20 protein-coding genes are annotated in these 23,502 nt (G+C 61.2%); 13 read left to right on the top strand and 7 right to left on the bottom strand.

All coding sequences use genetic code 11. The annotated features are described in order from the left end of the window. Positions 1 to 87: 87 nt before the first annotated feature. Positions 88 to 1,602 (top strand): polyphosphate:AMP phosphotransferase, encoded by a 1,515-nt coding sequence (pap, locus tag LIS66_RS19030; RefSeq protein WP_042607955.1) that lies wholly within the window; start codon positions 88 to 90, stop codon positions 1,600 to 1,602. 103 nt (positions 1,603 to 1,705) lie between these two features. After that, the gene (locus tag LIS66_RS19025) at positions 1,706 to 2,890 is read left to right on the top strand and encodes a thiolase family protein (RefSeq protein WP_227972810.1); all 1,185 of its coding nucleotides are present in this window, start codon (positions 1,706 to 1,708) and stop codon (positions 2,888 to 2,890) included. A gap of 101 nt (positions 2,891 to 2,991) precedes the next feature. On the opposite strand, the gene LIS66_RS19020 is transcribed toward LIS66_RS19025, so the two are convergent. After that, positions 2,992 to 3,192, bottom strand: coding sequence for a DUF6316 family protein (locus LIS66_RS19020; protein WP_042607953.1), 201 nt, complete (start codon positions 3,190 to 3,192; stop codon positions 2,992 to 2,994). A gap of 210 nt (positions 3,193 to 3,402) precedes the next feature. Here LIS66_RS19020 and LIS66_RS19015 point away from each other — a divergent pair, with 210 nt between their 5' ends. Continuing rightward, positions 3,403 to 4,362, top strand: coding sequence for a DMT family transporter (locus LIS66_RS19015; protein ID WP_042607952.1), 960 nt, complete (start codon positions 3,403 to 3,405; stop codon positions 4,360 to 4,362). A 104-nt stretch (positions 4,363 to 4,466) separates the two neighbouring features. On the opposite strand, the gene LIS66_RS19010 is transcribed toward LIS66_RS19015, so the two are convergent. Next, on the bottom strand, positions 4,467 to 5,861 hold the full coding sequence (locus LIS66_RS19010; protein WP_042607951.1) for a class II fumarate hydratase: 1,395 nt from the start codon (positions 5,859 to 5,861) through the stop codon (positions 4,467 to 4,469). A gap of 191 nt (positions 5,862 to 6,052) precedes the next feature. Here LIS66_RS19010 and LIS66_RS19005 point away from each other — a divergent pair, with 191 nt between their 5' ends. The 7 genes from LIS66_RS19005 (at position 6,053) to LIS66_RS18975 (ending at position 13,986) form a co-directional block, all read left to right on the top strand. Further along, the gene (locus LIS66_RS19005; RefSeq protein WP_039760068.1) at positions 6,053 to 6,574 is read left to right on the top strand and encodes a DUF2059 domain-containing protein; all 522 of its coding nucleotides are present in this window, start codon (positions 6,053 to 6,055) and stop codon (positions 6,572 to 6,574) included. A 12-nt stretch (positions 6,575 to 6,586) separates the two neighbouring features. Continuing rightward, the gene (locus LIS66_RS19000) at positions 6,587 to 6,886 is read left to right on the top strand and encodes a BolA family protein (protein ID WP_065616855.1); all 300 of its coding nucleotides are present in this window, start codon (positions 6,587 to 6,589) and stop codon (positions 6,884 to 6,886) included. Positions 6,887 to 7,158: 272 nt separating this feature from the next. After that, positions 7,159 to 8,100, top strand: a complete 942-nt coding sequence (locus LIS66_RS18995; protein WP_016770934.1) for a rhodanese-related sulfurtransferase — start codon at positions 7,159 to 7,161, stop codon at positions 8,098 to 8,100. A 35-nt stretch (positions 8,101 to 8,135) separates the two neighbouring features. After that, the gene (locus tag LIS66_RS18990) at positions 8,136 to 8,738 is read left to right on the top strand and encodes a DsbA family protein (protein WP_177434330.1); all 603 of its coding nucleotides are present in this window, start codon (positions 8,136 to 8,138) and stop codon (positions 8,736 to 8,738) included. Further along, entirely contained in the window at positions 8,731 to 10,548 is a 1,818-nt protein-coding gene (locus LIS66_RS18985; RefSeq protein ID WP_042607948.1) for an ABC transporter ATP-binding protein, read from the top strand. The genes LIS66_RS18990 and LIS66_RS18985 overlap by 8 nt, the downstream gene beginning before the upstream one ends. 137 nt (positions 10,549 to 10,685) lie before the next feature. Further along, positions 10,686 to 13,145 carry an EAL domain-containing protein gene (locus tag LIS66_RS18980; RefSeq protein ID WP_227972809.1) on the top strand — a complete coding sequence of 820 codons (2,460 nt, stop codon included), beginning with the start codon at positions 10,686 to 10,688 and terminating at the stop codon, positions 13,143 to 13,145. A 79-nt stretch (positions 13,146 to 13,224) separates the two neighbouring features. Next, on the top strand, positions 13,225 to 13,986 hold the full coding sequence (locus LIS66_RS18975) for a TenA family transcriptional regulator (RefSeq protein WP_371919864.1): 762 nt from the start codon (positions 13,225 to 13,227) through the stop codon (positions 13,984 to 13,986). A 102-nt stretch (positions 13,987 to 14,088) separates the two neighbouring features. On the opposite strand, the gene LIS66_RS18970 is transcribed toward LIS66_RS18975, so the two are convergent. Further along, complete coding sequence (locus LIS66_RS18970; RefSeq protein ID WP_042607945.1) at positions 14,089 to 15,015, bottom strand: GGDEF domain-containing protein; 927 nt, start codon at positions 15,013 to 15,015, stop codon at positions 14,089 to 14,091. A gap of 156 nt (positions 15,016 to 15,171) precedes the next feature. Here LIS66_RS18970 and LIS66_RS18965 point away from each other — a divergent pair, with 156 nt between their 5' ends. Beyond that, entirely contained in the window at positions 15,172 to 15,390 is a 219-nt protein-coding gene (locus tag LIS66_RS18965; protein ID WP_133247399.1) for a hypothetical protein, read from the top strand. On the opposite strand, the gene LIS66_RS18960 is transcribed toward LIS66_RS18965, so the two are convergent. The 4 genes from LIS66_RS18960 to LIS66_RS18945 form a co-directional block, all read right to left on the bottom strand. Then, positions 15,377 to 16,117: a YciK family oxidoreductase gene (locus tag LIS66_RS18960; RefSeq protein WP_227972808.1), complete on the bottom strand. Its 741-nt coding sequence runs from the start codon at positions 16,115 to 16,117 to the stop codon at positions 15,377 to 15,379. The two genes, LIS66_RS18965 and LIS66_RS18960, sit on opposite strands and share 14 nt — an antisense overlap. A 116-nt stretch (positions 16,118 to 16,233) precedes the next feature. After that, entirely contained in the window at positions 16,234 to 16,905 is a 672-nt protein-coding gene (mupP, locus tag LIS66_RS18955) for an N-acetylmuramic acid 6-phosphate phosphatase MupP (protein ID WP_042607944.1), read from the bottom strand. Between the two features lie 4 nt (positions 16,906 to 16,909). Continuing rightward, positions 16,910 to 17,608, bottom strand: a complete 699-nt coding sequence (gene ubiG, locus LIS66_RS18950; RefSeq protein WP_024013875.1) for a bifunctional 2-polyprenyl-6-hydroxyphenol methylase/3-demethylubiquinol 3-O-methyltransferase UbiG — start codon at positions 17,606 to 17,608, stop codon at positions 16,910 to 16,912. 59 nt (positions 17,609 to 17,667) lie between these two features. Beyond that, on the bottom strand, positions 17,668 to 19,002 hold the full coding sequence (locus tag LIS66_RS18945) for a TRZ/ATZ family hydrolase (protein WP_042607943.1): 1,335 nt from the start codon (positions 19,000 to 19,002) through the stop codon (positions 17,668 to 17,670). 108 nt (positions 19,003 to 19,110) lie between these two features. On the opposite strand from LIS66_RS18945, the gene mtnA reads away from it, so the two are divergent. Then, positions 19,111 to 20,187, top strand: a complete 1,077-nt coding sequence (mtnA, locus tag LIS66_RS18940) for an S-methyl-5-thioribose-1-phosphate isomerase (protein WP_042607942.1) — start codon at positions 19,111 to 19,113, stop codon at positions 20,185 to 20,187. Positions 20,188 to 20,610: 423 nt separating this feature from the next. Further along, a complete protein-coding gene (gyrA, locus tag LIS66_RS18935) occupies positions 20,611 to 23,265 on the top strand; it encodes a DNA gyrase subunit A (RefSeq protein WP_065616859.1) in 2,655 nt (884 codons plus the stop codon). The last annotated feature ends 237 nt before the right edge of the window (positions 23,266 to 23,502 follow it).

Raw genomic sequence — 23,502 nt, 5'->3', positions numbered from 1 at the left:
CGGGGACAATCGTTGAACACAGGGAATTTCTGCGCCGCGCCCGTGCCCAATCCGCTAGTCTTGCTGAACCCTGGAAGGAGCCGTCCCATGTTTGAATCCGCTGAAATCGGTCACGCCATCGACAAAGACACTTATGAGGCGGCGGTCCCTGCGCTGCGTGAAGCCTTGCTGGAAGCGCAGTTCGAGTTGCAGCAGCAGAAGCGCTTCCCGGTGATCATCCTGATCAACGGCATCGAAGGGGCGGGCAAGGGCGAGACGGTCAAACTGCTCAATGAATGGATGGACCCGCGCCTGATCGAAGTGCGCACTTTCGACCAGCAAACCGATGAAGAACTCGCGCGGCCACCGGCCTGGCGCTACTGGCGGATGCTGCCGGCCAAGGGGCGGATGGGGGTGTTCTTCGGCAACTGGTACAGCCAGATGCTGCAGGGCAGAGTTCATGGGTTGTTCAAGGATCCCCGTCTGGATCAGGCCATTGCCGGCGCCGAGCGTCTGGAAAAGATGCTCTGCGATGAAGGTGCGCTGATCTTCAAGTTCTGGTTTCACCTGTCCAAAAAGCAGATGAAAGCGCGGCTCAAGTCATTGGCCGACGACCCGCTGCACAGCTGGCGCATCAGTCCGCTGGACTGGCAGCAATCGCAGACCTACGACAAGTTCGTCAAATACGGCGAGCGCGTGTTGCGCCGCACCAGCCGCGATTACGCGCCGTGGCACATCATTGAAGGCGCCGACGCCAACTACCGTAGCCTGGCAGTGGGCAAGATCCTCCTTGAAGGCCTGCAGAGTGCGCTCAAACGCGCCGAGGTCAATCCGCGTGAGGTGAGCGCCGCGCCGTTGGGGGCGCCGGTCGATCAGTTGAACCTGCTCGACAGCCTCGACCTGACACAGCGTCTGGACAAGAAAGACTACGAAGAACAACTGATCAGCGAGCAAGCGCGCCTGTCCGGGCTGATGCGCGATAAACGCATGCGTCGCCATGCGCTGATTGCGGTGTTCGAAGGCAACGATGCGGCCGGCAAGGGCGGCGCGATCCGGCGGGTGGCGGCGGCGCTCGACCCGCGTCAGTACAGCATCGTGCCGATTGCCGCGCCGACCGAAGAAGAGCGCGCGCAACCGTACCTGTGGCGGTTCTGGCGACACATTCCGGCACGGGGCAAATTCACCGTGTTCGACCGCTCGTGGTATGGGCGGGTGCTGGTCGAGCGCGTCGAAGGCTTCTGCACCCAGGCCGACTGGTTGCGCGCCTATGGCGAGATCAATGATTTCGAGGAGCAGCTGACCGACGCCGGGGTCATCGTCGTCAAGTTCTGGCTGGCCATCGACAAGGACACCCAGATGGAACGCTTTCAGGAGCGCGAAGAGATTTCCTTCAAGCGTTTCAAGATCACTGAAGACGACTGGCGCAATCGGGAGAAGTGGGACGCCTATCGTGGAGCAGTCGGTGACATGGTCGATCGCACCAGCACCGAGATCGCGCCGTGGACCTTGGTCGAGGCCAACGACAAGCGCTGGGCACGGGTGAAAGTCCTGCGCACCATCAACCGTGCGCTGGAAGACGCGTTCGAGAAATCCGACAAGAAGGCCCGGAAGCACAAGGACTGAGACGATGGCCGCGCATACGCCGGGTGAATGATCCTCGCGGTCGGCAAGAAGGTGGACTTATGCTCAGGTCCACTCTCAACCGACAACAACAATGAGGTATGCCATGCGTGAAGTGGTGATCGTCGACAGCGTGCGGACCGGCCTGGCCAAATCCTTTCGCGGCAAGTTCAACCAGACCCGCCCCGATGACATGGCGGCCCACTGCGTCAATGCGCTGCTGACACGCAACGATATCGACCCGGCCAGCGTCGAGGATTGCATCGTCGGCGCGGGCTCCAACGAAGGCGCGCAGGGCTACAACATCGGCCGCAACGTCGCGGTGCTCTCGCGATTGGGCACCGGCACCGCGGGCATGACCCTCAACCGCTTCTGCTCGTCGGGCCTGCAGGCGATTGCGATCGCCGCCAACCAGATCGCCTCCGGTTGCAGCGAGATCATCGTTGCCGGCGGCGTCGAGTCGATCAGCCTGACCCTGAAAAGCGTCAACACCGATCACCTGATCAACCCTCTGCTCAAGCAGCAGACCCCCGGCATCTACTACACCATGGGCCAGACCGCCGAAGTGGTGGCGCGCCGTTACGGTGTCAGCCGCGAAGCGCAGGATCGTTACGCGCTGCAAAGCCAGATGCGTACGGCGCAAGCGCAAGCAGCCGGCCTGTTCGATGACGAGATCGTGCCGATGGCGGTGAAATACCGCGTCGAGGACAAGACCAGCGGTGAGGTGCAGATTGTCGACGGGGTCGTCGAGCGCGACGACTGCAACCGTCCGGACACGACCTACGAAAGCCTTGCCGGTTTGAAGCCGGTATTCGCCGACGACGGTTCGGTCACGGCGGGCAATTCATCACAGCTGTCCGACGGTGCGTCGATGACGCTGGTGATGAGTCTGGACAAAGCCCTGGAGCTGGGGCTCAAACCCAAAGCGTTTTTCCGCGGTTTCACTGTGGCCGGTTGCGAGCCGGACGAAATGGGCATCGGCCCGGTGTTCTCGGTGCCGAAACTGCTCAAGGCCAAGGGCCTGCAAGTGGCGGATATCGATATGTGGGAATTGAACGAGGCGTTCGCTTCGCAGTGCCTGTACAGCCGCGATCGGCTGGAGATCGACAACGAGAAGTACAACGTCAATGGCGGCTCGATTTCCATCGGCCACCCGTTCGGCATGACCGGCTCGCGCCAGGTCGGGCATCTGATTCGCGAGTTGCAGCGGCGCAATCTGCGTTACGGCATCGTCACCATGTGTGTGGGTGGCGGGATGGGGGCGACGGGGTTGTTTGAGGCGGTGCGCTAAGCCCTGACTGATGCGTTGATTGATCAACCGCTATCGCGAGCAGGCTCACTCCTACAGGGGAAGGCGTTCCAAATGTAGGAGTGAGCCTGCTCGCGATGGCATCAACCGGTTGTCCGATTGGAATCCTGCCGCTGCATCCGCGCGATATAAGCCTGAATCTCCCGCTCAATCACCTGACCGTCAAACGGCCCCTCAAGGGTATTTTCCCGGGTGCTGAAATACAGCTCGCCATTGACCCGACACACACGGTCGCTGCGAAAACGGGTGGCGGGGGCGCTGTCCTCGGCGCGCATGGCGTACATGTCGGTCTCCCTGATCAATGTGTGGAAAAGTCTGCAATCAGCTTATGCCTGAAGCACTTGGCGCGCCTGTCCGGCCGATCAACGGCGGCGTGGCGGTTTACTGCTGCGACCTGCACAGTTTCATTCGCGGCCTGCCGGCAACTGTCCCTGTGTTGCACGGGACAGGGCGCCTAGAATGACCGCTCTTGTCAGCAGGCTTTTGGGGTTCGCATGCACATTTCATCGGGGCGCTGGGTATACGGACTGTTCCTGGCGCTGCTGACCGCGTTTCTGTGGGGCATCCTGCCGATCAAGCTCAAACAGGTGCTGCTGGTGATGGACCCGGTCACGGTGACCTGGTTTCGCCTGTTGGTGTCCGGCGGCTGCCTGTTCATCTATCTGGCCTCGGTCAAACGCCTGCCGAGTCGCAAGGTGCTCGGCCCCAAGGGCGGCTGGCTGGTGCTGATGGCCGTGCTAGGGCTGGTCGGCAATTACGTGCTGTACCTGATGGGCCTCAACCTGCTCAGCCCCGGCACCGCGCAACTGGTGGTGCAAATGGGCCCGATCATGTTGCTGATTGCCAGCCTGTTCGTGTTCAAGGAACGCTTCAGCATCGGCCAGGGCATCGGCTTGCTGGTGCTGCTGCTCGGGTTTGGTCTGTTCTTCAATCAGCGCCTGGCCGAACTGCTGACCTCGCTGTCCGATTACACCGCTGGCGTGCTGTTGGTGTTGCTGGCGTCGACCGTCTGGACCTTTTACGCGCTGGGCCAGAAGCAATTGCTGACGGTGTGGAATTCGTTGCAGGTGATGATGGTGATCTACCTGTTCTGCGCGCTGTTGCTGACGCCGTGGGTGCATCCGCTGGAAGCGCTGGCGCTGAGCCCGCTGCAGGGCTGGCTATTGCTGGCGTGTTGCATGAATACCTTGATCGCTTACGGCGCATTCGCCGAAGCGCTGGCGCATTGGGAAGCGTCGCGGGTCAGTGCGACGCTGGCGATCACGCCGTTGGTGACGTTCGTTGCGGTGGCCATTGCGGCGCGGATCTGGCCCGAGTATGTGCATGCCGAGCAGATCAATGCCCTGGGCTATGGCGGGGCGGTGCTGGTGGTGCTGGGTTCGGCGCTGGTGGCGCTGGGGCCATCGTTGATTGCCGGGCTCAGGGCGCGCCGGCTGAAGATGGCAGCCAGTTAAACCGCGTCAGCTTCATCGCGAGCAGGCTCACTCCTACAGTTGGAATGCGTACCCCCTGTAGGAGTGAGCCTGCTCGCGATGACTGACTAACAGACGCTACAGATCTAGCCCTTGGCGCCCGCTTCGATCATGTTCTCCGGCCGCACCCACGCATCGAACTCTTCATCGGTCAGATAACCCAACTGCAGCGCCGCCTCACGCAGGGTCAGCCCTTCGCTGTAGGCCTTCTTGGCGATCTCCGCCGACTTGTCATAACCGATGTGCGGGTTCAGTGCAGTCACCAGCATCAGCCCACGCTCCAGATGTTTGGCCATGGCCTCGGCATCCGGCTCGAGTCCGGCGATGCAGTGCTGCTGGAAGTTGCTGCAGCCATCGCCGAGCAAGCGGATCGATTGCAGCAGGTTGTGGATGATCACCGGTTTGAACACGTTCAACTGCAAGTGCCCCTGGCTCGCAGCAATACCGATCGCCACGTCGTTGCCGAGCACCTGACAGGCGAGCATCGACAGCGCTTCGCACTGGGTCGGGTTGACCTTGCCGGGCATGATCGAGCTGCCCGGTTCGTTGGCCGGCAGCTTCACTTCCGCGAACCCCGCGCGAGGACCCGAGCCAAGCAGACGCAGGTCGTTGGCAATTTTCATCAGCGCCACAGCGAGGGTTTTCAGCGCACCGGACAGGGTGACCAGCGGCTCATGGCCGGCCAGCGCGGCAAATTTGTTCGGCGCGGTGACGAACGGCAAGCCGGACAGCGCAGCGAGCTCGGCGGCAATCGCCTCACCGAAGCCGTGGGGCGAATTGAGCCCGGTGCCCACCGCAGTGCCGCCCTGCGCCAGCTCGCAGACCGCGGGCAATGCGGCACGAATCGCGCGCTCGGCATAATCCAGTTGCGCGATGAACCCGGACAGCTCCTGACCGAAGGTGATCGGCGTCGCGTCCATCATGTGCGTGCGCCCGGTCTTCACCAGTTTCATATGGCGCGCCGCCAGTTCAGCGAGGCCGCCGGACAACTCGGCAATCGCCGGCAGCAGCTGTTCCTGTACCGCTTTGGCGGTGGCGATGCTCATCGCGGTAGGGAAGCAGTCGTTGGAGCTTTGCGAGCGGTTGACGTGATCGTTCGGGTGCACCGGCGACTTGCCGCCGCGCGGGTTGCCGGCCAGTTCGTTGGCGCGGCCGGCGATCACCTCGTTGACGTTCATGTTGCTCTGGGTGCCGCTGCCGGTCTGCCAGACGACGAGCGGAAACTGCTCGTCGTGCTCGCCGGCGAGGACTTCATCGGCGGCCTGTTCGATCAGGCGGGCGATGTCGGCGGGCAGATCGCCGTTGCGGTCGTTGACCCGCGCGGCAGCTTTCTTGATCAGCGCCAGGGCATGCAGCACCGGTAGCGGCATGCGTTCCTGACCAATGGCGAAGTTGATCAGCGAGCGTTGCGTCTGAGCACCCCAGTAAGCGTCGTCCGGGACTTCGATCTGGCCCAGGCTGTCGGTTTCGATACGGCTCATCGTGCACACTCCTGTTGGTCTGTTGGCGCAATTTAGGCCGGCATCGGCCCGGGTGGTTCCATCGGCTCGATTGTTGACCGCAAAGCCCCGCCAATCAAGCGCGGCAAGGGGCGGGGGTTGAGCCACAGCGATTGTTAGGCGCAGAATGGTCGCCCTTGGGGTTCGACCTCGCTTTGCTTAAAGGAAACTCGATGACTCGTCTTCGCGCCATCTGTACCGCGGTTGCACTGGTTTGCGCCAGCGGCCAGGTGCTTGCCGATACCGCCAGCCACAACGCCAGTGCCGAAGCTTTCCTGACGCTGGCTCACGCTGACAAGCTGGGCACCCCGGTGTACATGCAAGTGCAGCAAATGTTCGCCCAGCGCTTTGAACAGACCAAAGCGCCGGAGTCGAAGAAAGCCGTTCTCGAAACCTACCAGGCCAAGGCCAACGCCGCGCTGGACCAGGCCATCGGCTGGAACAAGCTCAAGCCGGACATGGTCAAGCTCTACACCAGCAACTTCAGCGAATCCGAGCTGAAGGATCTGGTGGCTTTCTACCAGTCGCCACTGGGCAAGAAAGTCCTCGAAAAAATGCCGCAGCTGACCCAGCAGTCGGCGCAGATGACCCAGGGCAAACTCGAAAGCGCGGTGCCTGTGGTCAACAAGCTGCTCGACGACATGACCAAAGAGCTGGACCCGAAAGGCGCTGCTGCGCCGGCCAAGAAGAAGTAAGCGGAGTTCGTGATGACCATGCAACAACGCATCGAATCGACGCTGGCACTGTTACAGCCTGAGCACCTGCAAGTGCTGGACGAAAGCCACATGCACAGTCGCGGGTTACAGACCCACTACAAGGCTGTGGTGGTCAGTGCGCAGTTCGAAGGCCTGAACCGGGTCAAGCGTCACCAGAAAGTCTACGGCACGCTCGGCGAGCTGATGGGCGAGTTCCATGCGTTGGCGCTGCACACCTATACCCCGCAGGAATGGGCAGAGCTCGATGGCGCCCCGGCGTCGCCGACCTGTGCTGGCGGTAGCAAACACTGAGGATAGTGAGGGCTGTTGTGGCGAGGGAGCTTGCTCCCGCTGGAGTGCGCAGCGCTCCCGAGGCTGCAAAGGTGCACGGGCTGAAGGAATGCGCTTGCTGGTTTTATGACTGCTGCGCAGCCAAGCGGGAGCAAGCTCCCTCGCCACAGAGATATCAGTGCACCGTCAATTGACCGTGTTTTTTGCTAGAATCCGCAACGCGCCGCTTAGCCGGCGCGTTTTTTTTGAATCCGGTTCACCCTTTGCGAGGGTAGCCACCTGGAGAAATACCCATGACACAACCGATTGTCGTGGCGGCACTGTATAAGTTCGTCACCCTCGAAGATTACGTTGACCTGCGCGAGCCCCTGCTGCAAGCGATGGTCGACAACGGCATCAAAGGCACCCTGTTGATCGCCGAAGAAGGCATCAACGGCACGGTTTCCGGCAGCCGTGAGGGTATCGATGGTCTGCTCGCCTGGCTGAAGAACGATCCGCGCATGGTCGATATCGACCACAAGGAATCCTACTGCGACGAGCAGCCGTTCTACCGCACCAAGGTCAAGCTGAAGAAAGAGATCGTCACCCTCGGCGTCGAAGGCGTTGACCCGAACAAGAAGGTCGGCACCTACGTCGAGCCGCAGGACTGGAATGCGCTGATCAGCGACCCGGAAGTGCTGCTGATCGACACGCGCAACGATTACGAAGTGTCGATCGGCACCTTCGAAGGCGCCATCGATCCGAAAACCACCAGTTTTCGCGAGTTTCCCGACTACATCAAAGAACACTTCGACCCGGCCGTGCACAAGAAGGTCGCGATGTTCTGCACCGGCGGCATTCGCTGCGAAAAAGCCTCGAGCTACATGCTCGGCGAAGGTTTCGAAGAGGTCTACCACCTCAAGGGCGGCATTCTGAAATACCTCGAAGAGGTGCCGCAGGAAGAAACCAAGTGGCGCGGCGACTGCTTCGTCTTCGACAACCGCGTGACCGTGCGTCACGACCTGACGGAAGGCGACTACGATCAATGTCATGCCTGCCGCACACCGGTCAGCGTTGAGGATCGCGCCTCCGAGCACTACGTCGCCGGCATCAGTTGCCCGCATTGCTGGGACAAGCTCAGCGAGAAGACCCGGCGCAGCGCCATCGATCGGCAAAAGCAGATCGAACTGGCCAAGGCGCGCAACCAGCCGCACCCGATCGGCTACAACTATAAGCAAGCATCCACCGAGGCTTAACCATGTCTGCGCGCCTGCTCTATGTGATGGATCCGATGTGTTCGTGGTGCTGGGGATTTGCTCCGGTGGCCAAGTCACTGGTCGAGCAGGCGCAGGCAGCCGGGGTCGAGCTGCATCTGGTGGTTGGCGGGTTGCGTACCGGCAGCGGTTCGGCGCTGGAGCCGACCACGCGACGCTACATTCTTGAGCACTGGCAAGCGGTCACCGAGGCCACCGGCCAGCCGTTCAAATTCGACGGCGCGTTGCCTGACGGTTTTGTCTACGACACCGAACCGGCCTGTCGCGCCATCGTCACCGCGCGCAGTCTGGCGCCGGATTGCGCGTGGACGTTGGTCGGGCTGATCCAGCAGGCGTTCTATGCCGAAGGTCGCGATGTCACCCAGGCCAGCGTGCTGGTCGAACTGGCGGAGCAGGCCGGTGTGCCGCGTATCGAATTCGCCGCGTTGTTCGATCATGCCGAGCAGCACAAGGCGACCCAGGCCGATTTCAGCTGGGTGCAGGATCTGGGCATCGCCGGATTCCCGACCCTGCTCGCCGAGCGCAACGGTCAACTGGCGCTGCTGACCAACGGCTATCAACCACTCAGCGAGCTGTCGCCATTGCTCGGCCGCTGGCTGGAGCGCGCGGCCTGTGTCTGACCGGGCCGATGACACGCCAGCCGTAGAGCGTGTCGACCGGCTGAGCTGGGCCGAAGTCCGGCGTCTGGCACTGCATCACAAGAAATCCCTGTGGATCGCCAACGGCGTCGCTGTGCTGGCGACGTTGTGCAGTGTGCCGATTCCGTTGCTGCTGCCATTGCTGGTCGACGAAGTCCTGCTCGGCCACGGCGATGCGGCACTGAAAGTCATGAACCATTTCCTGCCGAGCATGTGGCAGCAGGCGGCGGGTTATATCGGCCTGATGCTGGTGGTGACCCTGACTCTGCGTTGCAGCGCCCTGTGTTTTGGTGTTTTGCAGTCGCGGCTGTTCGCGCGGCTGGCCAAGGACATCGTCTACCGGATTCGCGTGCGTCTGATCGAACGGCTCAAGCGTATCTCCCTCGGCGAATACGAAAGCCTTGGCAGCGGCACGGTGACGACGCATCTGGTCACCGATCTGGACACGCTGGATAAATTCGTCGGCGAAACCCTTAGCCGCTTCCTTGTGGCCATGCTGACCCTGGTCGGCACCGCCAGCATCCTGATGTGGATGCACTGGAAGCTGGCGCTGCTGATTCTGCTGTTCAACCCGTTGGTGATCTACGCCACGGTGCAGTTGGGCAAGCGCGTCAAACATCTGAAGAAACTGGAGAACGACAGCACTTCGCGCTTCACCCAGGCGCTGAGTGAAACCCTCGATGCGATTCAGGAAGTGCGCGCCGGCAACCGCCAGGGCTATTTCCTCGGGCGTCTCGGGTTACGAGCGCAGGAAGTGCGCAACTACGCGGTCAACTCGCAGTGGAAAACCGACGCCTCGAATCGCGCCAGTGGTTTGCTGTTCCAGTTCGGCATCGACATCTTCCGCGCAGCAGCGATGCTCACCGTGCTGTTTTCCGACCTGTCGATCGGCCAGATGCTCGCGGTGTTCAGTTACCTGTGGTTCATGATCGGCCCGGTCGAACAGTTGCTTAACCTGCAATACGCCTACTACGCGGCGGGCGGCGCACTGGCGCGGATCAATGAACTGCTGGCGCGCGCCGACGAGCCGCAGTATCCCGGCGGCGTCGATCCGTTCAAGGGCCGCGACACCGTCGGCATCGAGGTGCAAGGCCTGAGCTTCGGTTATGGCGACGAGCTGGTGCTGGATCAGATGAACCTGTCGATCCTGCCCGGCGAGAAAGTTGCGATTGTCGGCGCCAGCGGCGGCGGCAAGAGTACCTTGGTGCAGCTGCTGTTGGGCCTGTACACGCCAGCGGCCGGGACCATTCGCTTTGGCGGGTCGACCCAGCAGGAAATCGGTCTGGAGACGGTGCGCGAGAACGTCGCGGTGGTGCTGCAGCATCCGGCACTGTTCAACGACAGCGTGCGCGCCAACCTGACCATGGGCCGGATTCGCAGCGACGAAGCCTGCTGGCAGGCTCTGGAAATTGCGCAAATGGCCTCGACCATCCGCGCGCTGCCAGATGGCCTCGACAGCATCGTCGGTCGTTCCGGCGTGCGTTTGTCCGGCGGCCAGCGCCAACGTCTGGCGATCGCACGGATGATCCTCGCCGAGCCGAAAGTGGTCATTCTCGACGAAGCCACCTCGGCCCTCGACGCCGCCACCGAGTACAACCTGCATCAGGCGATGGCGAAATTTCTCAACGGTCGCACCACATTGATCATTGCCCATCGCCTTTCGGCGGTTAAGCAGGCGGACCGGGTGCTGGTGTTCGACGGCGGGCAGATCGCCGAGGACGGCGACCATCGCCAACTGATCGCCGACGGCGGTCTGTACGCCAAGCTCTACGGCAACTTGCAACAGCACTGATCGAAACCTTCGCCGACCTGTCAGACGTTCTGCGCGCGGTGTAAGGCCGCGCCTTGCCTTGAACGAGAACCCCACCTAGTCTCGTCATAGCGAATTCGCCCGGAAGGCGAGCGGGCAGTGCTCATGCAAGGACTCTCATGAAGCAAAAGCAGACTCTGGGAACACCACGGTTGTTGGGTATCGTCTGGCCCTTTATTGCTGTCGTGGTGTTCCAGGCATTACTCGGGGGCGTGAGCCTTTACGTGCTTTCGGCCGTGCGTGGCTACGTGGCTGGAGAAAGCCTGTGGTCCAAGGGCCAGAAAGACGCCATCTATTATTTGAACCTCTACGCCGACAGCCGTGACGAGGCGATCTACCGCAAGTACCTGACGGCCATCGCTGTGCCCCAGGGCGGGCACGAATTGCGCCTGGCGCTGGATCGTCAGCCGCCGGATCTGCAGGCCGCGCGCGAAGGCATACTCAAGGGCGGTAATCACCCCGACGACGTCTCCAGCCTGATCTGGCTGTACCTCAATTTTCGTCACTTCAGTTATCTCGAAACCGCCATCGATCGCTGGACGATCGGCGACGCCTATCTGGACCGATTGCACGACGTCGCGCAGGAGATGCATCAGGGCATTGCCCGGAACCAGGCCAGCCCCGGCGATGTGCAGCGCTGGAAAGTGCAGATCTTCGCCATCAACGATGCCGTGACCCCGGCAGCCAGGGCTTTCAGCGATGCCTTGGGCGAAGGGTCGCGGGTGATCATGCGGATTTTGCTGTTCACCAACCTGGCCACCGCGCTGGGTCTGATCGTGCTGGCGCTGTGGCGCACGCACAAACTGCTCAAACAACGACATGAGTTTGCCCAGGCACTGCAACTGGAGAAGGATCGCGCGCATATCACCTTGCAGTCGATTGGCGATGGCGTGATCACCACCGACGTCAACGGCGCGATCGATTACATGAACCCGGCCGCCGAAGCCATGACCCACTGGAAGGCCGAGCAGGCGGCGGGCCTGCCGCTGTCGGCGCTGTTCAACCTGCTCGACGAGAATGCCCAGACCGAAGGGCTGACCTTGATCGAGCACATTCTCAGCGGTCAGCTCAGCGGCGGCAGCGAGCATTCCAAATTGATTCAGCGTCTGGATGGCAGCACGTTGTCGGTGACCCTGGTCGGTGCGCCGATCCGCAATGCCGGCAATGTCAGCGGCACCGTGCTGGTGTTGCACGACATGACCCAGGAGCGGCAGTACATCGCCAATCTGTCCTGGCAGGCGACCCATGATGCGCTGACCGGGCTGGCCAACCGCCGCGAATTCGAATATCGCCTCGAACAGGCCTTGCACAACCTGACACGCCAGCCCGGGCGGCATGCGCTGATGTTCCTCGACCTGGACCAGTTCAAACTGGTCAACGACACCTGCGGCCATGCGGCAGGCGATGAGTTGTTGCGGCATATCTGCACGCTGCTGCAATCGGGCCTGCGCGAGGGCGACACGCTGGCGCGGTTGGGCGGCGACGAATTCGGCATCCTGCTGGAGAACTGCCCGCCGGAGGTGGCGGAGAAGATTGCCGAGAGCCTGCGCCAGACCGTGCAGAACCTGCATTTTGTCTGGAAAGGGCGGCCGTTTCTGACCACGGTCAGTATCGGCCTGGTCCACGTGGCGCAGAATCCGACCACCCTTGAGGCCTCGCTGCGGGCGGCAGACATGGCCTGCTACATGGCCAAGGAAAAGGGCCGCAACCGCGTGCAGGTCTATCACGCCGACGATTCCGAACTGTCCATGCGCTTCGGTGAAATGGCCTGGGTGCAACGGCTGCACATGGCGCTGGAGGAAAACCGCTTCTGCCTGTATGCGCAACAGATCGCGCCGCTCAAGCCGCAACCCGGTCAGGCCGGGCACATCGAGATCCTCCTGCGTCTGCACGATGAGTCGGGGCGGATGATTTTGCCTGACAGCTTTATTCCGGCGGCAGAGCGCTATGGTTTGATGACCCAGTTAGATCGCTGGGTAGTTCAAAACGTGTTTAAGGTAATTGCTCAGTGTATTGAGCAGGAACATGAACTTCCGTTAGCGATGTGTGCGATTAATCTGTCAGGCATTACTATCGGAGATGACGCGTTTTTGCACTTCCTGCGCGAACAGTTTGTTAACTACGCTATACCGCCTGAAATGATTTGTTTTGAAATTACTGAAACCAGTGCAATCGCCAATCTTGGCAGCGCAATTCGTTTTATCAATGAACTCAAAGGCTTAGGTTGTCACTTTTCCCTGGATGACTTTTGTGCCGGAATGTCTTCATTCGCTTACTTGAAACATTTGCCTGTAGACTTCCTGAAGATCGACGGGAGTTTCGTAAAGGACATGCTGGACGACCCGATTAATCGGGCAATGGTCGAGGTGATCAATCACATTGGCCATGTTATGGGTAAGCAGACAATTGCCGAGTTTGTTGAAACTAACCAGATCGAACAGGCATTGCTTGAAATAGGTGTGGATTACGCTCAGGGTTATGTCATAGAGCGTCCGCAGTTGTTTACCTGTGACAGTTTGCAAAGTCGCCCTGCCAGACCGCAGCCGTTGTTGTTCAAAGCGCCTGGCACGTTCCGTTGAAGTCTCTCGCCGATCCTTGCCATCACAACTCAAAAGGAGCCGAACAGTGATCGACACATTCAACCGAACCGGACCCCTCATGGAAGCTGCAAGTTATCCTGCCTGGGCACAACAGCTCATCAAGGATTGCAGCGAGAGCAAGCGCCGGGTTGTCGAACATGAACTTTATCAGCGCATGCGTGACAACAAACTCAGCGCGAAAACCATGCGCCAGTACCTGATCGGCGGCTGGCCGGTGGTCGAGCAGTTTGCCTTGTACATGGCGCAGAACCTCACCAAGACCCGCTTCGCCCGCCATCCCGGCGAGGACATGGCGCGGCGCTGGCTGATGCGCAACATCCGCGTCGAACTCAATCACGCCGACTACTGGATGCACTGGAGCCGCGCCCATGGCGTCAGCCTCGAAGATCTCCAGGCTCAGCAAGTGCCACCGGAGCTGCACGCCCTGAGTCACTGGTGCTGGCACACCAGCTCGGCGGATTCGCTGATCGTCGCGATCGCCGCGACCAACTATGCGATCGAGGGCGCGACCGGGGAGTGGTCAGCGGTGGTCTGCTCGACCGGGGTCTATGCGGCGGCGTTCCCGGAAGAGGACCGCAAGCGCGCGATGAAGTGGTTGAAGATGCACGCCCAGTACGATGATGCCCACCCGTGGGAAGCGCTGGAAATCATCTGCACCCTGGCCGGCCTGAACCCGACCAAGGCTTTGCAGGCCGAGCTGCGGCAGGCGATCTGCAAGAGCTACGACTACATGTATCTGTTCCTCGAACGGTGCATGCAGCTTGAAACGTCGGAGCGGTTGCTGGTCAACCGCGAGCGCAGGACCGTCACCGAGAGCTGATAGAACTGTGGGAGCGAGCCTGCTCGCGAAAGCGGTGGGTCACTCAACGAATCGTTGTCTGACACTCCCTCTTCGCGAGCAGGCTCGCTCCCACAATGATTTCTAGCCGGCCATCGCCAGCCGGTTACGCCCCTCGCGCTTTGCGACATAGAGCGCACTGTCCGCGCGGCGCAGCAAGCTGTCCGCCGATTCGCCCGGCAACAACGTCGAGCATCCCAGGCTCACGGTGATCTCGATCAACTGGCCATCGGCGAAATATTCCTCCGACTGCGTCGCCTGGCGCAAACGCTCGCCGACCATCGCCGCCGCTTCACGGCCGGTGTTGGACAGCAGGATCAGAAACTCCTCGCCGCCATAACGGAACACCATGTCGACGTTGCGCAGCTGCGCCTTGATCGACGCTGCGATAGCCTTGAGCACGTCATCCCCGGCGCCGTGGCCGTGTTCGTCGTTGACCCGTTTGAAGTGGTCGATGTCGAGCATCAGCACCGACAGCGGCTGCACATGGCGGCGCGACATGTCGATCTCGCGCTGTAAGGTCTGCTCCATCGCCACGCGATTGCCGGCGCCGGTCAACGGGTCGCGCAAGGCACTTTGAGTGGCGGCGCGATAGAGCAGGGCGTTGCGCATCGGGTACAACAGACAGGACAGCAGCGACTCGAGGTCGCCCTGTTCCTTGTCGTTGAAACGCTGATTGCGGCGGAAGACCAGCTCGCCCATGTGCTCGCCTTCGTGGCTCAGGGTGTAGCTGACCGAATGGTGGCCGCGCGCGCCGAACTCCAGGCGCAGATCACTGGCCTTATGCACGTAGCTCAGCGCGTCCAACGGCACCAGACGCTGGATTTCGCGGAAAAAGAGGCCAAGGATGCGCTGTGGCTCAAGGCTGGTTTGCAGTTGCAGGCTCATTTGCTGACGCAATTGCGCCAGGCTGGTCGGGCGCTCGATCAGCGCCGGTAGTTGACCGAAGCCCAGGCGCTGCAATTTGGCACTGTCAAAGTCAATTGCATGGGTCTGGGAAGGAGATTTCATATGGCGTGAGCCCCTAAGCAGTAAGTCTGTCTTACAGGCTGGGTGAGAGCGGCTATGGGCTGCGCGTCGTACTGATCCATCAGTCCCGTAGGACGTTTGGCGTAAGTTTAGTCTGCCGCAGGACGATCAGTCAGCTATCGAAATCGGCGTTGCCCCATGGCCATCACACGGCATGTTTTGAGGGAATTTAGAGCGAAACCCGTGCCATTCGGTTCGATTTTATTTAAAGCTTTTCCAATCAATGACTTGCTGAAAGGTGCCAGCGTCCCGCGCTGGGTAATTGGCGGCTTTGTGACGCTTCTGAGCGGCAATGATTTGCCGCGACAGCATTCTGCCGCGGCAACAAATGCGACGTATGGCGTTATTGAGCGTTGAAAGCCTGGCCATTGACGCCTGTGCTGTCGGGACCCATCAGGTACAGATACACCGGCATGATCTCTTCCGGCGTCGGGTTGTTCAGCGGATTTTCCGCCGGGTACGCCTGCGCACGCATGCTGGTGCGGGTGCCGCCGGGGTTGATGCTGTTGGAGCGCACCGGCGCCACGCCTTCGACTTCGTCGGCCAGGGTTTGCATCAGGCCTTCGGTGGCGAATTTCGACACACCGTAGGCGCCCCAATACGCACGGCCCTTGCGCCCGACGCTGCTGGAGGTGAACACCACCGAAGCATCCTGCGACAGCTTGAGCAGCGGCAGCAGGGTGCTGGTCAGCATGAACATCGCGTTGACGTTGACCTGCATGACGCGCATGAAGTTTTCGCCGGACAGTTGCTCGATCGGCGTGCGTGGGCCGATGATCGAGGCGTTGTGCAGCAGCCCGTCGAGGTGGCCGAACTCGGTTTCGATCATCGCTGCCAGTTCATCGTACTGATGGGGCAGGGCAGTCTCAAGGTTGAACGGGATCACCGCCGGCTGCGGATGACCGGCCGCTTCGATCTCGTCGTAGACCTCGGTCAGATTGGCCTCTGTCTTGCCAAGCAGCAGCACGGTGGCGCCGTATGCGGCATAAGTCTTCGCCGCAGCCGCGCCGATGCCACGACCGGCACCCGTGACGAGAATCACCCGGTCCTTGAGCAATTCGGGGCGAGCGGTGTAATCAAACATAAAAACCTCATAGTCCTTAAAAGATCGTCCGAACGCGGCCCGAGCCTTCGGCAGTTCCTGCATGGGTATGCATTCTCCTGGAGGAGCTGCCGAAGGCTGCGATCTTTTGATTTTGGTCAGCAGCTGCAAAGCGCGCTATCGAGCACCTTGCGCAACTCCAGCGGGTGATCCACGACCACGTCCGCGCCCCAATGCCGCGGGTTGTCGTCAGGGTGAATATAGCCGTAGGTCACCGCAGCGGTCTTGGTGCCGGCGTCGCGGCCCGATTCGATATCGCGCAGATCATCGCCGATAAACAGCACGGTCGACGGATCCAGATCAAGCATCTTGCAGGCGAGGATCAACGGCTCCGGGTCCGGCTTGCTGTTCTTCACATGGTCCGGGCAGATCAGCAGCGCCGAACGCTCGGCCAGCCCAAGACGTTGCATGATCGGCTCGGCGAAGCGCACCGGTTTGTTGGTGACCACACCCCAGATCAGATTGGCCTTTTCGATGTCGGCGAGCAGTTCGCTCATGCCGTCGAACAGTCTGCTGTGCACTGCGCAGCCGACCAGATAGCGCTCGAGAAACTCCAGGCGCAGCTCCTCGAAGCCTGGCGATTCCGGATCCATCGAGAACGTCACCGCGACCATCGCCTTGGCGCCGCCGGAGATTTCATCACGAATGTGCTTGTCGTTGATCGGCGGCAAACCGCGATCGGCGCGCATTGCCTGGCAGATGGCAATGAAGTCCGGCGCGGTGTCGAGCAGGGTGCCGTCCATGTCGAAAAGTACCGCTCTGATGGCCATCGGCTTATTCCTCGCGCAGGGTCTGGATCATGTAGTTGACGTCAACGTCGTTGGCCAGCTTGTAGTGCTTGGTCAGCGGGTTGTAGGTCAGACCGATGATGTCCTTGACGGTCAGGCCGGCCATGCGGCTCCACGCGCCGAGCTCGGACGGGCGAATGAATTTCTTGAAATCATGGGTGCCGCGCGGCAGCAGCTTCATGATGTATTCGGCGCCGATGATCGCGAACAGATACGCCTTCGGGTTGCGGTTGATGGTCGAGAAGAACACCTGGCCGCCCGGCTTGACCATGCGGAAACAGGCGCGGATCACCGAGGACGGATCCGGCACGTGCTCGAGCATTTCCAGGCAGGTGACCACGTCGAACTGCTCGGGCATTTCGTCGGCGAGGGCTTCGGCGGTGATCTGCCGGTATTCGACGCTGACCCCGGATTCCAGCTGATGCAGTTGCGCGACCGCCAGCGGCGCTTCGCCCATGTCGATGCCCATCACCGTGGCGCCGCGCTGGGCCATGGCTTCGCTGAGGATGCCGCCGCCGCAGCCGACGTCGAGGACTTTCTTGCCGGCCAGGTTGACCCGTTCGTCGATCCAGTTGACCCGCAGCGGGTTGATGTCGTGCAGTGGCTTGAATTCGCTTTCGCGGTCCCACCAGCGATGGGCCAGGGCCTCGAATTTGGCGATTTCGGCGTGGTCGACGTTGCTCATGTTCAATTCCTCGAAAAACCTGAAAAAGGGCTGTAGCCGCGGATATTGCGCCGCGGTGTTTACGATTCGGTATGGCCGCTGATGCGCTGGCCCCAGTGGCGGGCGGTCTCGCCCAGCTGTTGTTCGTCCATGCGGGTCAGGCGCCGATCGTCGAGCAGTTGTTTGCCGGCGACCCACAGGTGTTTCACGCAATCGCGCCCGGTGGCATAGATCAGCTGCGACACCGGGTCGTACACCGGTTGCTGCGCCAGACCGGACAGATCGAAAGCGACGATGTCCGCGGCTTTGCCGATCTCCAGCGAGCCGACCTGCGTCTCGATGCCCAATGCACGGGCGCCGTTCAGCGTGGCCATGCGCAAGGCGCGATGGGCATCCAGCGCGGTGGCGGAGCCAGCGACGGCTTTGGCCAGCAGGGCGGCAGTGCGGGTTTCCCCGAGCAGGTCGAGATCATTGTTGCTCGCCGCGCCATCGGTGCCGACAGCCACATTGACCCCAGCCTGCCACAAACGCTCGACCGGGCAGAAGCCGCTGGCCAGTTTGAGGTTGGATTCCGGGCAGTGGATCACGCTGCTGTTGCTTTCTACCAGCAGGGCGAGGTCGTCATCGCTGATCTGGGTCATGTGCACGGCCTGGAACCGCGGGCCGAGCAGGCCAAGGCGAGCGAGGCGCGCCAGTGGCCGTTCGCCTGTCTGCTCGACGGCCTGCTGCACCTCGAATGCGGTTTCGTGCACGTGCATGTGGATCGAGGCGTCCAGCTCCTCGGCGATCACCCTGATTTTCTCGAGGTTCTCATCGCCGACGGTGTAGGGTGCATGAGGGCCGAAAGTGATCTTGATGCGTTCGTGATGCTTGAGGTCGCCGAACAATTCGACGCCCTGGCGAATGGCTTCGTCGGCGCTGCTGGCACCGGGGATCGGGAAATCGAGGATCGGAATGGCGATCTGCGCACGGATGCCGCTGTTGTGCACGCGCTCGCTGGCGACTTTCGGGAAGAAATACATGTCCGAAAAACAGCTGATGCCGCCCTTGATCTGCTCGGCGATCGCCAGATCGGTGCCGTCGCGGACGAAGTCTTCATCGACCCATTTGCCTTCGGCCGGCCAGATGTGATTTTCCAGCCAGGTCATCAGCGGCAGATCGTCGGCCAGGCCCCGGAACAGTGTCATCGCCGCATGGCCGTGGGCGTTGATCAGCCCCGGCGCCAGCAAGATATCCGGCAGTTCACGGATCTGCGTGGCGTTACACTTCAATGCTTCAGCCCGCGGGCCGATAAATACGATGCGACCATCACGGATGCCCAGGCCGTGCTCCTTGAGCACCACGCCTGCAGGTTCGACGGGAACCAGCCAGGTCGGCAGCAATAACAGGTCGAGCGCAATGGCAGGTTTCGGCATCGAGGGTCGGTTCCAGTGCTTTTGTAAAGGATGGCGAAGTATACCCGAGCGTCTTCGCGGGGGGATCGCTATAATCGGCGGCTTTTGTTCATGAGTGCGGGGTGTGGGATGCGCGATCGACTGTTGGCTGCGGAGAAAGTGAAGGCCATCGATTGGCGTGATGGCGCGCTGCACCTGCTGGATCAGCGTATTTTGCCGTTCGAGGAAACCTGGATCGCTTACACCAGCGCCGCCGGCGTGGCCGAGGCGATTCGCTCGATGGTCGTGCGTGGCGCGCCGGCCATCGGCATCAGCGCGGCTTATGGCATCGTCCTCGCGGCGCGGGCGCGGATTGCCGAGGGTGGCGACTGGTACGCGGCGCTGGAAGAGGATTTTGCCCTGTTGGCGGATTCGCGGCCGACCGCGGTCAATCTGTTCTGGGCGCTGGGCCGCATGCATGATCGCCTTGATCGCCTGAAAAGCAACGCCGATCCGCTGGCGGCGCTCGAGGCCGAAGCCATCGCCATTCACCAAAGCGACCGCGAAGCCAACCTGACCATGGCGCAACTCGGCGTCGATCTGATTCGCAAGCATCAGGGCAACGCTCAGGCCATTCTGACTCACTGCAACACTGGCGCGCTGGCGACCGGCGGGTTCGGTACTGCGCTGGGTGTGATCCGCGCCGCTTATATAGAAGGCATGGTCGAGCGCGTCTACGCCGACGAAACCCGACCGTGGCTGCAGGGCTCGCGGCTGACCGCGTGGGAGCTGGCCAACGAAGGCATTCCGGTGACCCTGAACGCCGACTCCGCCGCCGCGCACATCATGAAAACCAAAGGCGTGACCTGGGTGATCGTCGGCGCTGATCGCATCACTGCCAATGGCGACGTGGCGAACAAGATCGGGACTTATCAACTGGCGGTGAACGCCATGCATCATGGCGTGCGCTTCATGGTGGTGGCGCCGAGTTCGACCATCGACATGAATCTGGCCAGCGGCGATGACATCCCGATCGAAGAGCGTGATGGCGCCGAGCTGCTGGAAGTTGGCGGCAAACGCGTCGGTGCCGACGTTGAAGCGTTCAACCCGGTGTTCGATGTCACTCCGGCGGATCTGATCGACGCGATCGTCACCGAAAAAGGCATCGTCGAGCGGCCGGACACCGCGAAAATGGCCCAGCTGATGTGCCGCAAGCGCCTGCATTGACAGGCTCTGGTGTTGCATTGAGCCCTTCGCGAGCAGGCTCGCTCCCACAGGTTTCGTGATCGCCACAGACCATTGTGGGAGCGAGCCTGCTCGCGAAGAGGCCGGTAAAGTCAATAAACAACTCCAATTCAGGCCGAGATTTCACATTCAACGAAGCTCTGAGCCTCTCTCGTCCCCCTCAAGCCTGTCATCGGTCAACTAACTATGCTCCATGCGCATCTGGGGGATAGGTGCGTGGCGGCCTTTGTGATAACATCCGGCGTTTTCCGAGGCGGCTCCACGGAGCTGTCTTTACTGCGCAAATCCGCGATCCAATGTTGATTTGTCGTAAGTCGGCGCATGGCACTCGGCCGGCCCCGACAAGCTTCGTTGCTCCCACATGGATATGACGAAGTTTCACCAGAAAAAGGAATCAGGCTTCTCATGGGCGAACTGGCCAAAGAAATCCTCCCGGTCAATATCGAAGACGAGCTGAAACAGTCCTACCTCGACTACGCAATGAGCGTGATCGTCGGCCGTGCACTGCCGGATGCGCGCGATGGCCTCAAGCCCGTGCACCGTCGCGTACTGTTCGCGATGAGCGAGCTGGGCAACGACTACAACAAGCCGTACAAGAAATCTGCCCGTGTCGTCGGCGACGTGATCGGTAAGTATCACCCGCACGGCGACACTGCCGTGTACGACACCATCGTTCGTATGGCCCAGCCTTTCTCCCTGCGCTACCTGCTGGTCGACGGCCAGGGCAACTTCGGTTCGGTCGACGGCGACAACGCCGCGGCCATGCGATACACCGAAGTGCGCATGACCAAGCTGGCGCACGAGCTGCTGGCTGACCTGCACAAGGAAACCGTGGACTGGGTGCCGAACTACGACGGCACCGAACTGATCCCGGCGGTCATGCCGACCCGCGTACCGAACCTCCTGGTCAACGGTTCCAGCGGTATCGCCGTGGGCATGGCGACCAACATTCCGCCGCACAACCTCGGTGAAGTCATCGACGGTTGCCTGGCCCTCATCGACAATCCCGAGCTGACCGTCGATGAGCTGATGCAATATATCCCCGGTCCGGACTTCCCGACTGCCGCGATCATCAACGGTCGCGCCGGCATCATCGAAGCCTATCGCACCGGTCGCGGGCGCATTTACATGCGTGCCCGCTCGATCATCGAAGACATCGACAAGGTCGGTGGCCGTCAGCAGATCGTCATCACCGAACTGCCTTACCAGTTGAACAAGGCGCGTCTGATCGAGAAAATCGCCGAACTGGTCAAGGAGAAGAAGCTCGAAGGTATCACCGAGCTGCGTGACGAGTCCGACAAGGACGGTATGCGCGTCGTGATCGAACTGCGTCGCGGCGAAGTGCCTGAGGTGATCCTCAACAACCTCTACGCCCAGACCCAGCTGCAATCGGTGTTCGGTATCAACATCGTCGCGCTGATCGACGGCCGTCCGCGCATCCTCAATCTCAAGGATTTGCTGGAAGCCTTCGTCCGTCACCGTCGCGAAGTGGTCACCCGCCGCACCGTGTTCGAACTGCGCAAGGCGCGCGAGCGCGGGCACATTCTCGAAGGCCAGGCCGTTGCCCTGTCGAACATCGACCCGGTGATCGCCCTGATCAAGGCCTCGCCAACGCCGTCGGAAGCCAAGGAAGCGCTGATCAGCACGCCTTGGGAATCCTCGGCGGTGGTGGCGATGGTTGAACGTGCCGGTGCCGATTCGTGCCGTCCGGAAAACCTCGATCCGCAATACGGTCTGCGCGAAGGCAAGTACTTCCTTTCGCCAGAACAGGCTCAAGCCATTCTCGAACTGCGCCTGCACCGCCTGACCGGTCTGGAGCACGAGAAGCTGCTGGCCGAGTACCAGGAGATCCTCAACCAGATCGGCGAGCTGATCCGCATCCTCAACAGCGCTGTGCGCCTGATGGAAGTGATCCGCGAAGAGCTGGAAGTGATCCGCGCCGAATACGGCGACGTGCGCCGTACCGAAATTCTCGATGCCCGTCTTGACCTGACCCTGGGCGACATGATCCCGGAAGAAGAGCGCGTCGTGACCATTTCCCACGGTGGCTACGCCAAGACCCAGCCGCTGGCTGCGTACCAGGCTCAGCGTCGTGGCGGCAAAGGCAAGTCGGCCACCGGCGTCAAGGACGAGGACTACATCGCTCACCTGCTGGTCGCCAACAGCCACACCACGCTGCTGCTGTTCTCCAGCAAGGGCAAGGTGTACTGGCTCAAGACCTACGAAATTCCGGAAGCATCCCGCGCGGCCCGTGGTCGTCCGCTGGTCAACCTGCTGCCGCTGGATGACGGTGAATACATCACCACCATGCTGCCGGTCGAGGAATATACCGAAGGTCACTACATCTTCATGGCCACCGCCAACGGCACCGTGAAGAAGACCCCGCTGGAATCCTTCAGCCGTCAGCGCAGCGTCGGTCTGATCGCGCTGGAGCTGGACGAAGGCGACGTGCTGATCTCTGCGGCCATTACCGATGGCGAGCGCGAAGTGATGCTGTTCTCCGACGGCGGCAAGGTCACCCGCTTCAAAGAGTCCGATGTACGTGCCATGGGCCGTACCGCGCGCGGCGTGCGCGGCATGCGTCTGCCGGAAGGGCAGAAGCTGATTTCCATGCTGATCCCGGAAGAAGGCAGCCAGATCCTCACCGCTTCCGAGCGTGGTTATGGCAAGCGCACCGCGATCACCGAGTTCCCTGAATACAAGCGTGGCGGCCAGGGCGTGATCGCCATGGTCAGCAACGAGCGTAACGGCCGTCTGGTCGGCGCGGTGCAGGTGCTCGACGGTGAAGAAATCATGCTGATCTCCGATCAGGGCACTCTGGTGCGTACCCGTGTCGGCGAAGTGTCGAGCCTGGGCCGTAACACTCAGGGCGTGACGCTGATCAAGCTGGCCAAGGATGAAACCCTGGTCGGGCTGGAGCGGGTCCAGGAGCCTTCGGAAGTCGAAGGCGAAGAGCTCGAAGGTGAAGAGGGCGAGGAATTCGCAGGCAGCGTCGGCATCGACGAGGCAGGTGAAGACCAGCAACTGGACGCCGCAGCTGACGAAGAACCGCAGGAATAAGCGGAAAAACGAGGGGGCGGATGAGAATTCGCCCCCTTGTTATTTGTCCGGTATGAAATATCGTCAGGCAAGGAGATCCCCTGTAGGAGTGAGCCTGCTCGCGATAGCGGTGTTTCAGTCAGCGAATGTTTATCTGACACACCGCTATCGCGAGCAGGCTCACTCCTACACTGGAAAGCGGTTTATCGCCGTTCCAGTGTCGACGGTCGATACGATTTAATGCGTGATATCAAATCA

Source organism: Pseudomonas sp. HN2 (assembly GCF_020736465.1).
Lineage (GTDB): Bacteria > Pseudomonadota > Gammaproteobacteria > Pseudomonadales > Pseudomonadaceae > Aquipseudomonas > Aquipseudomonas moraviensis_A.
This window is presented reverse-complemented; position numbering and strand designations above follow the sequence as displayed.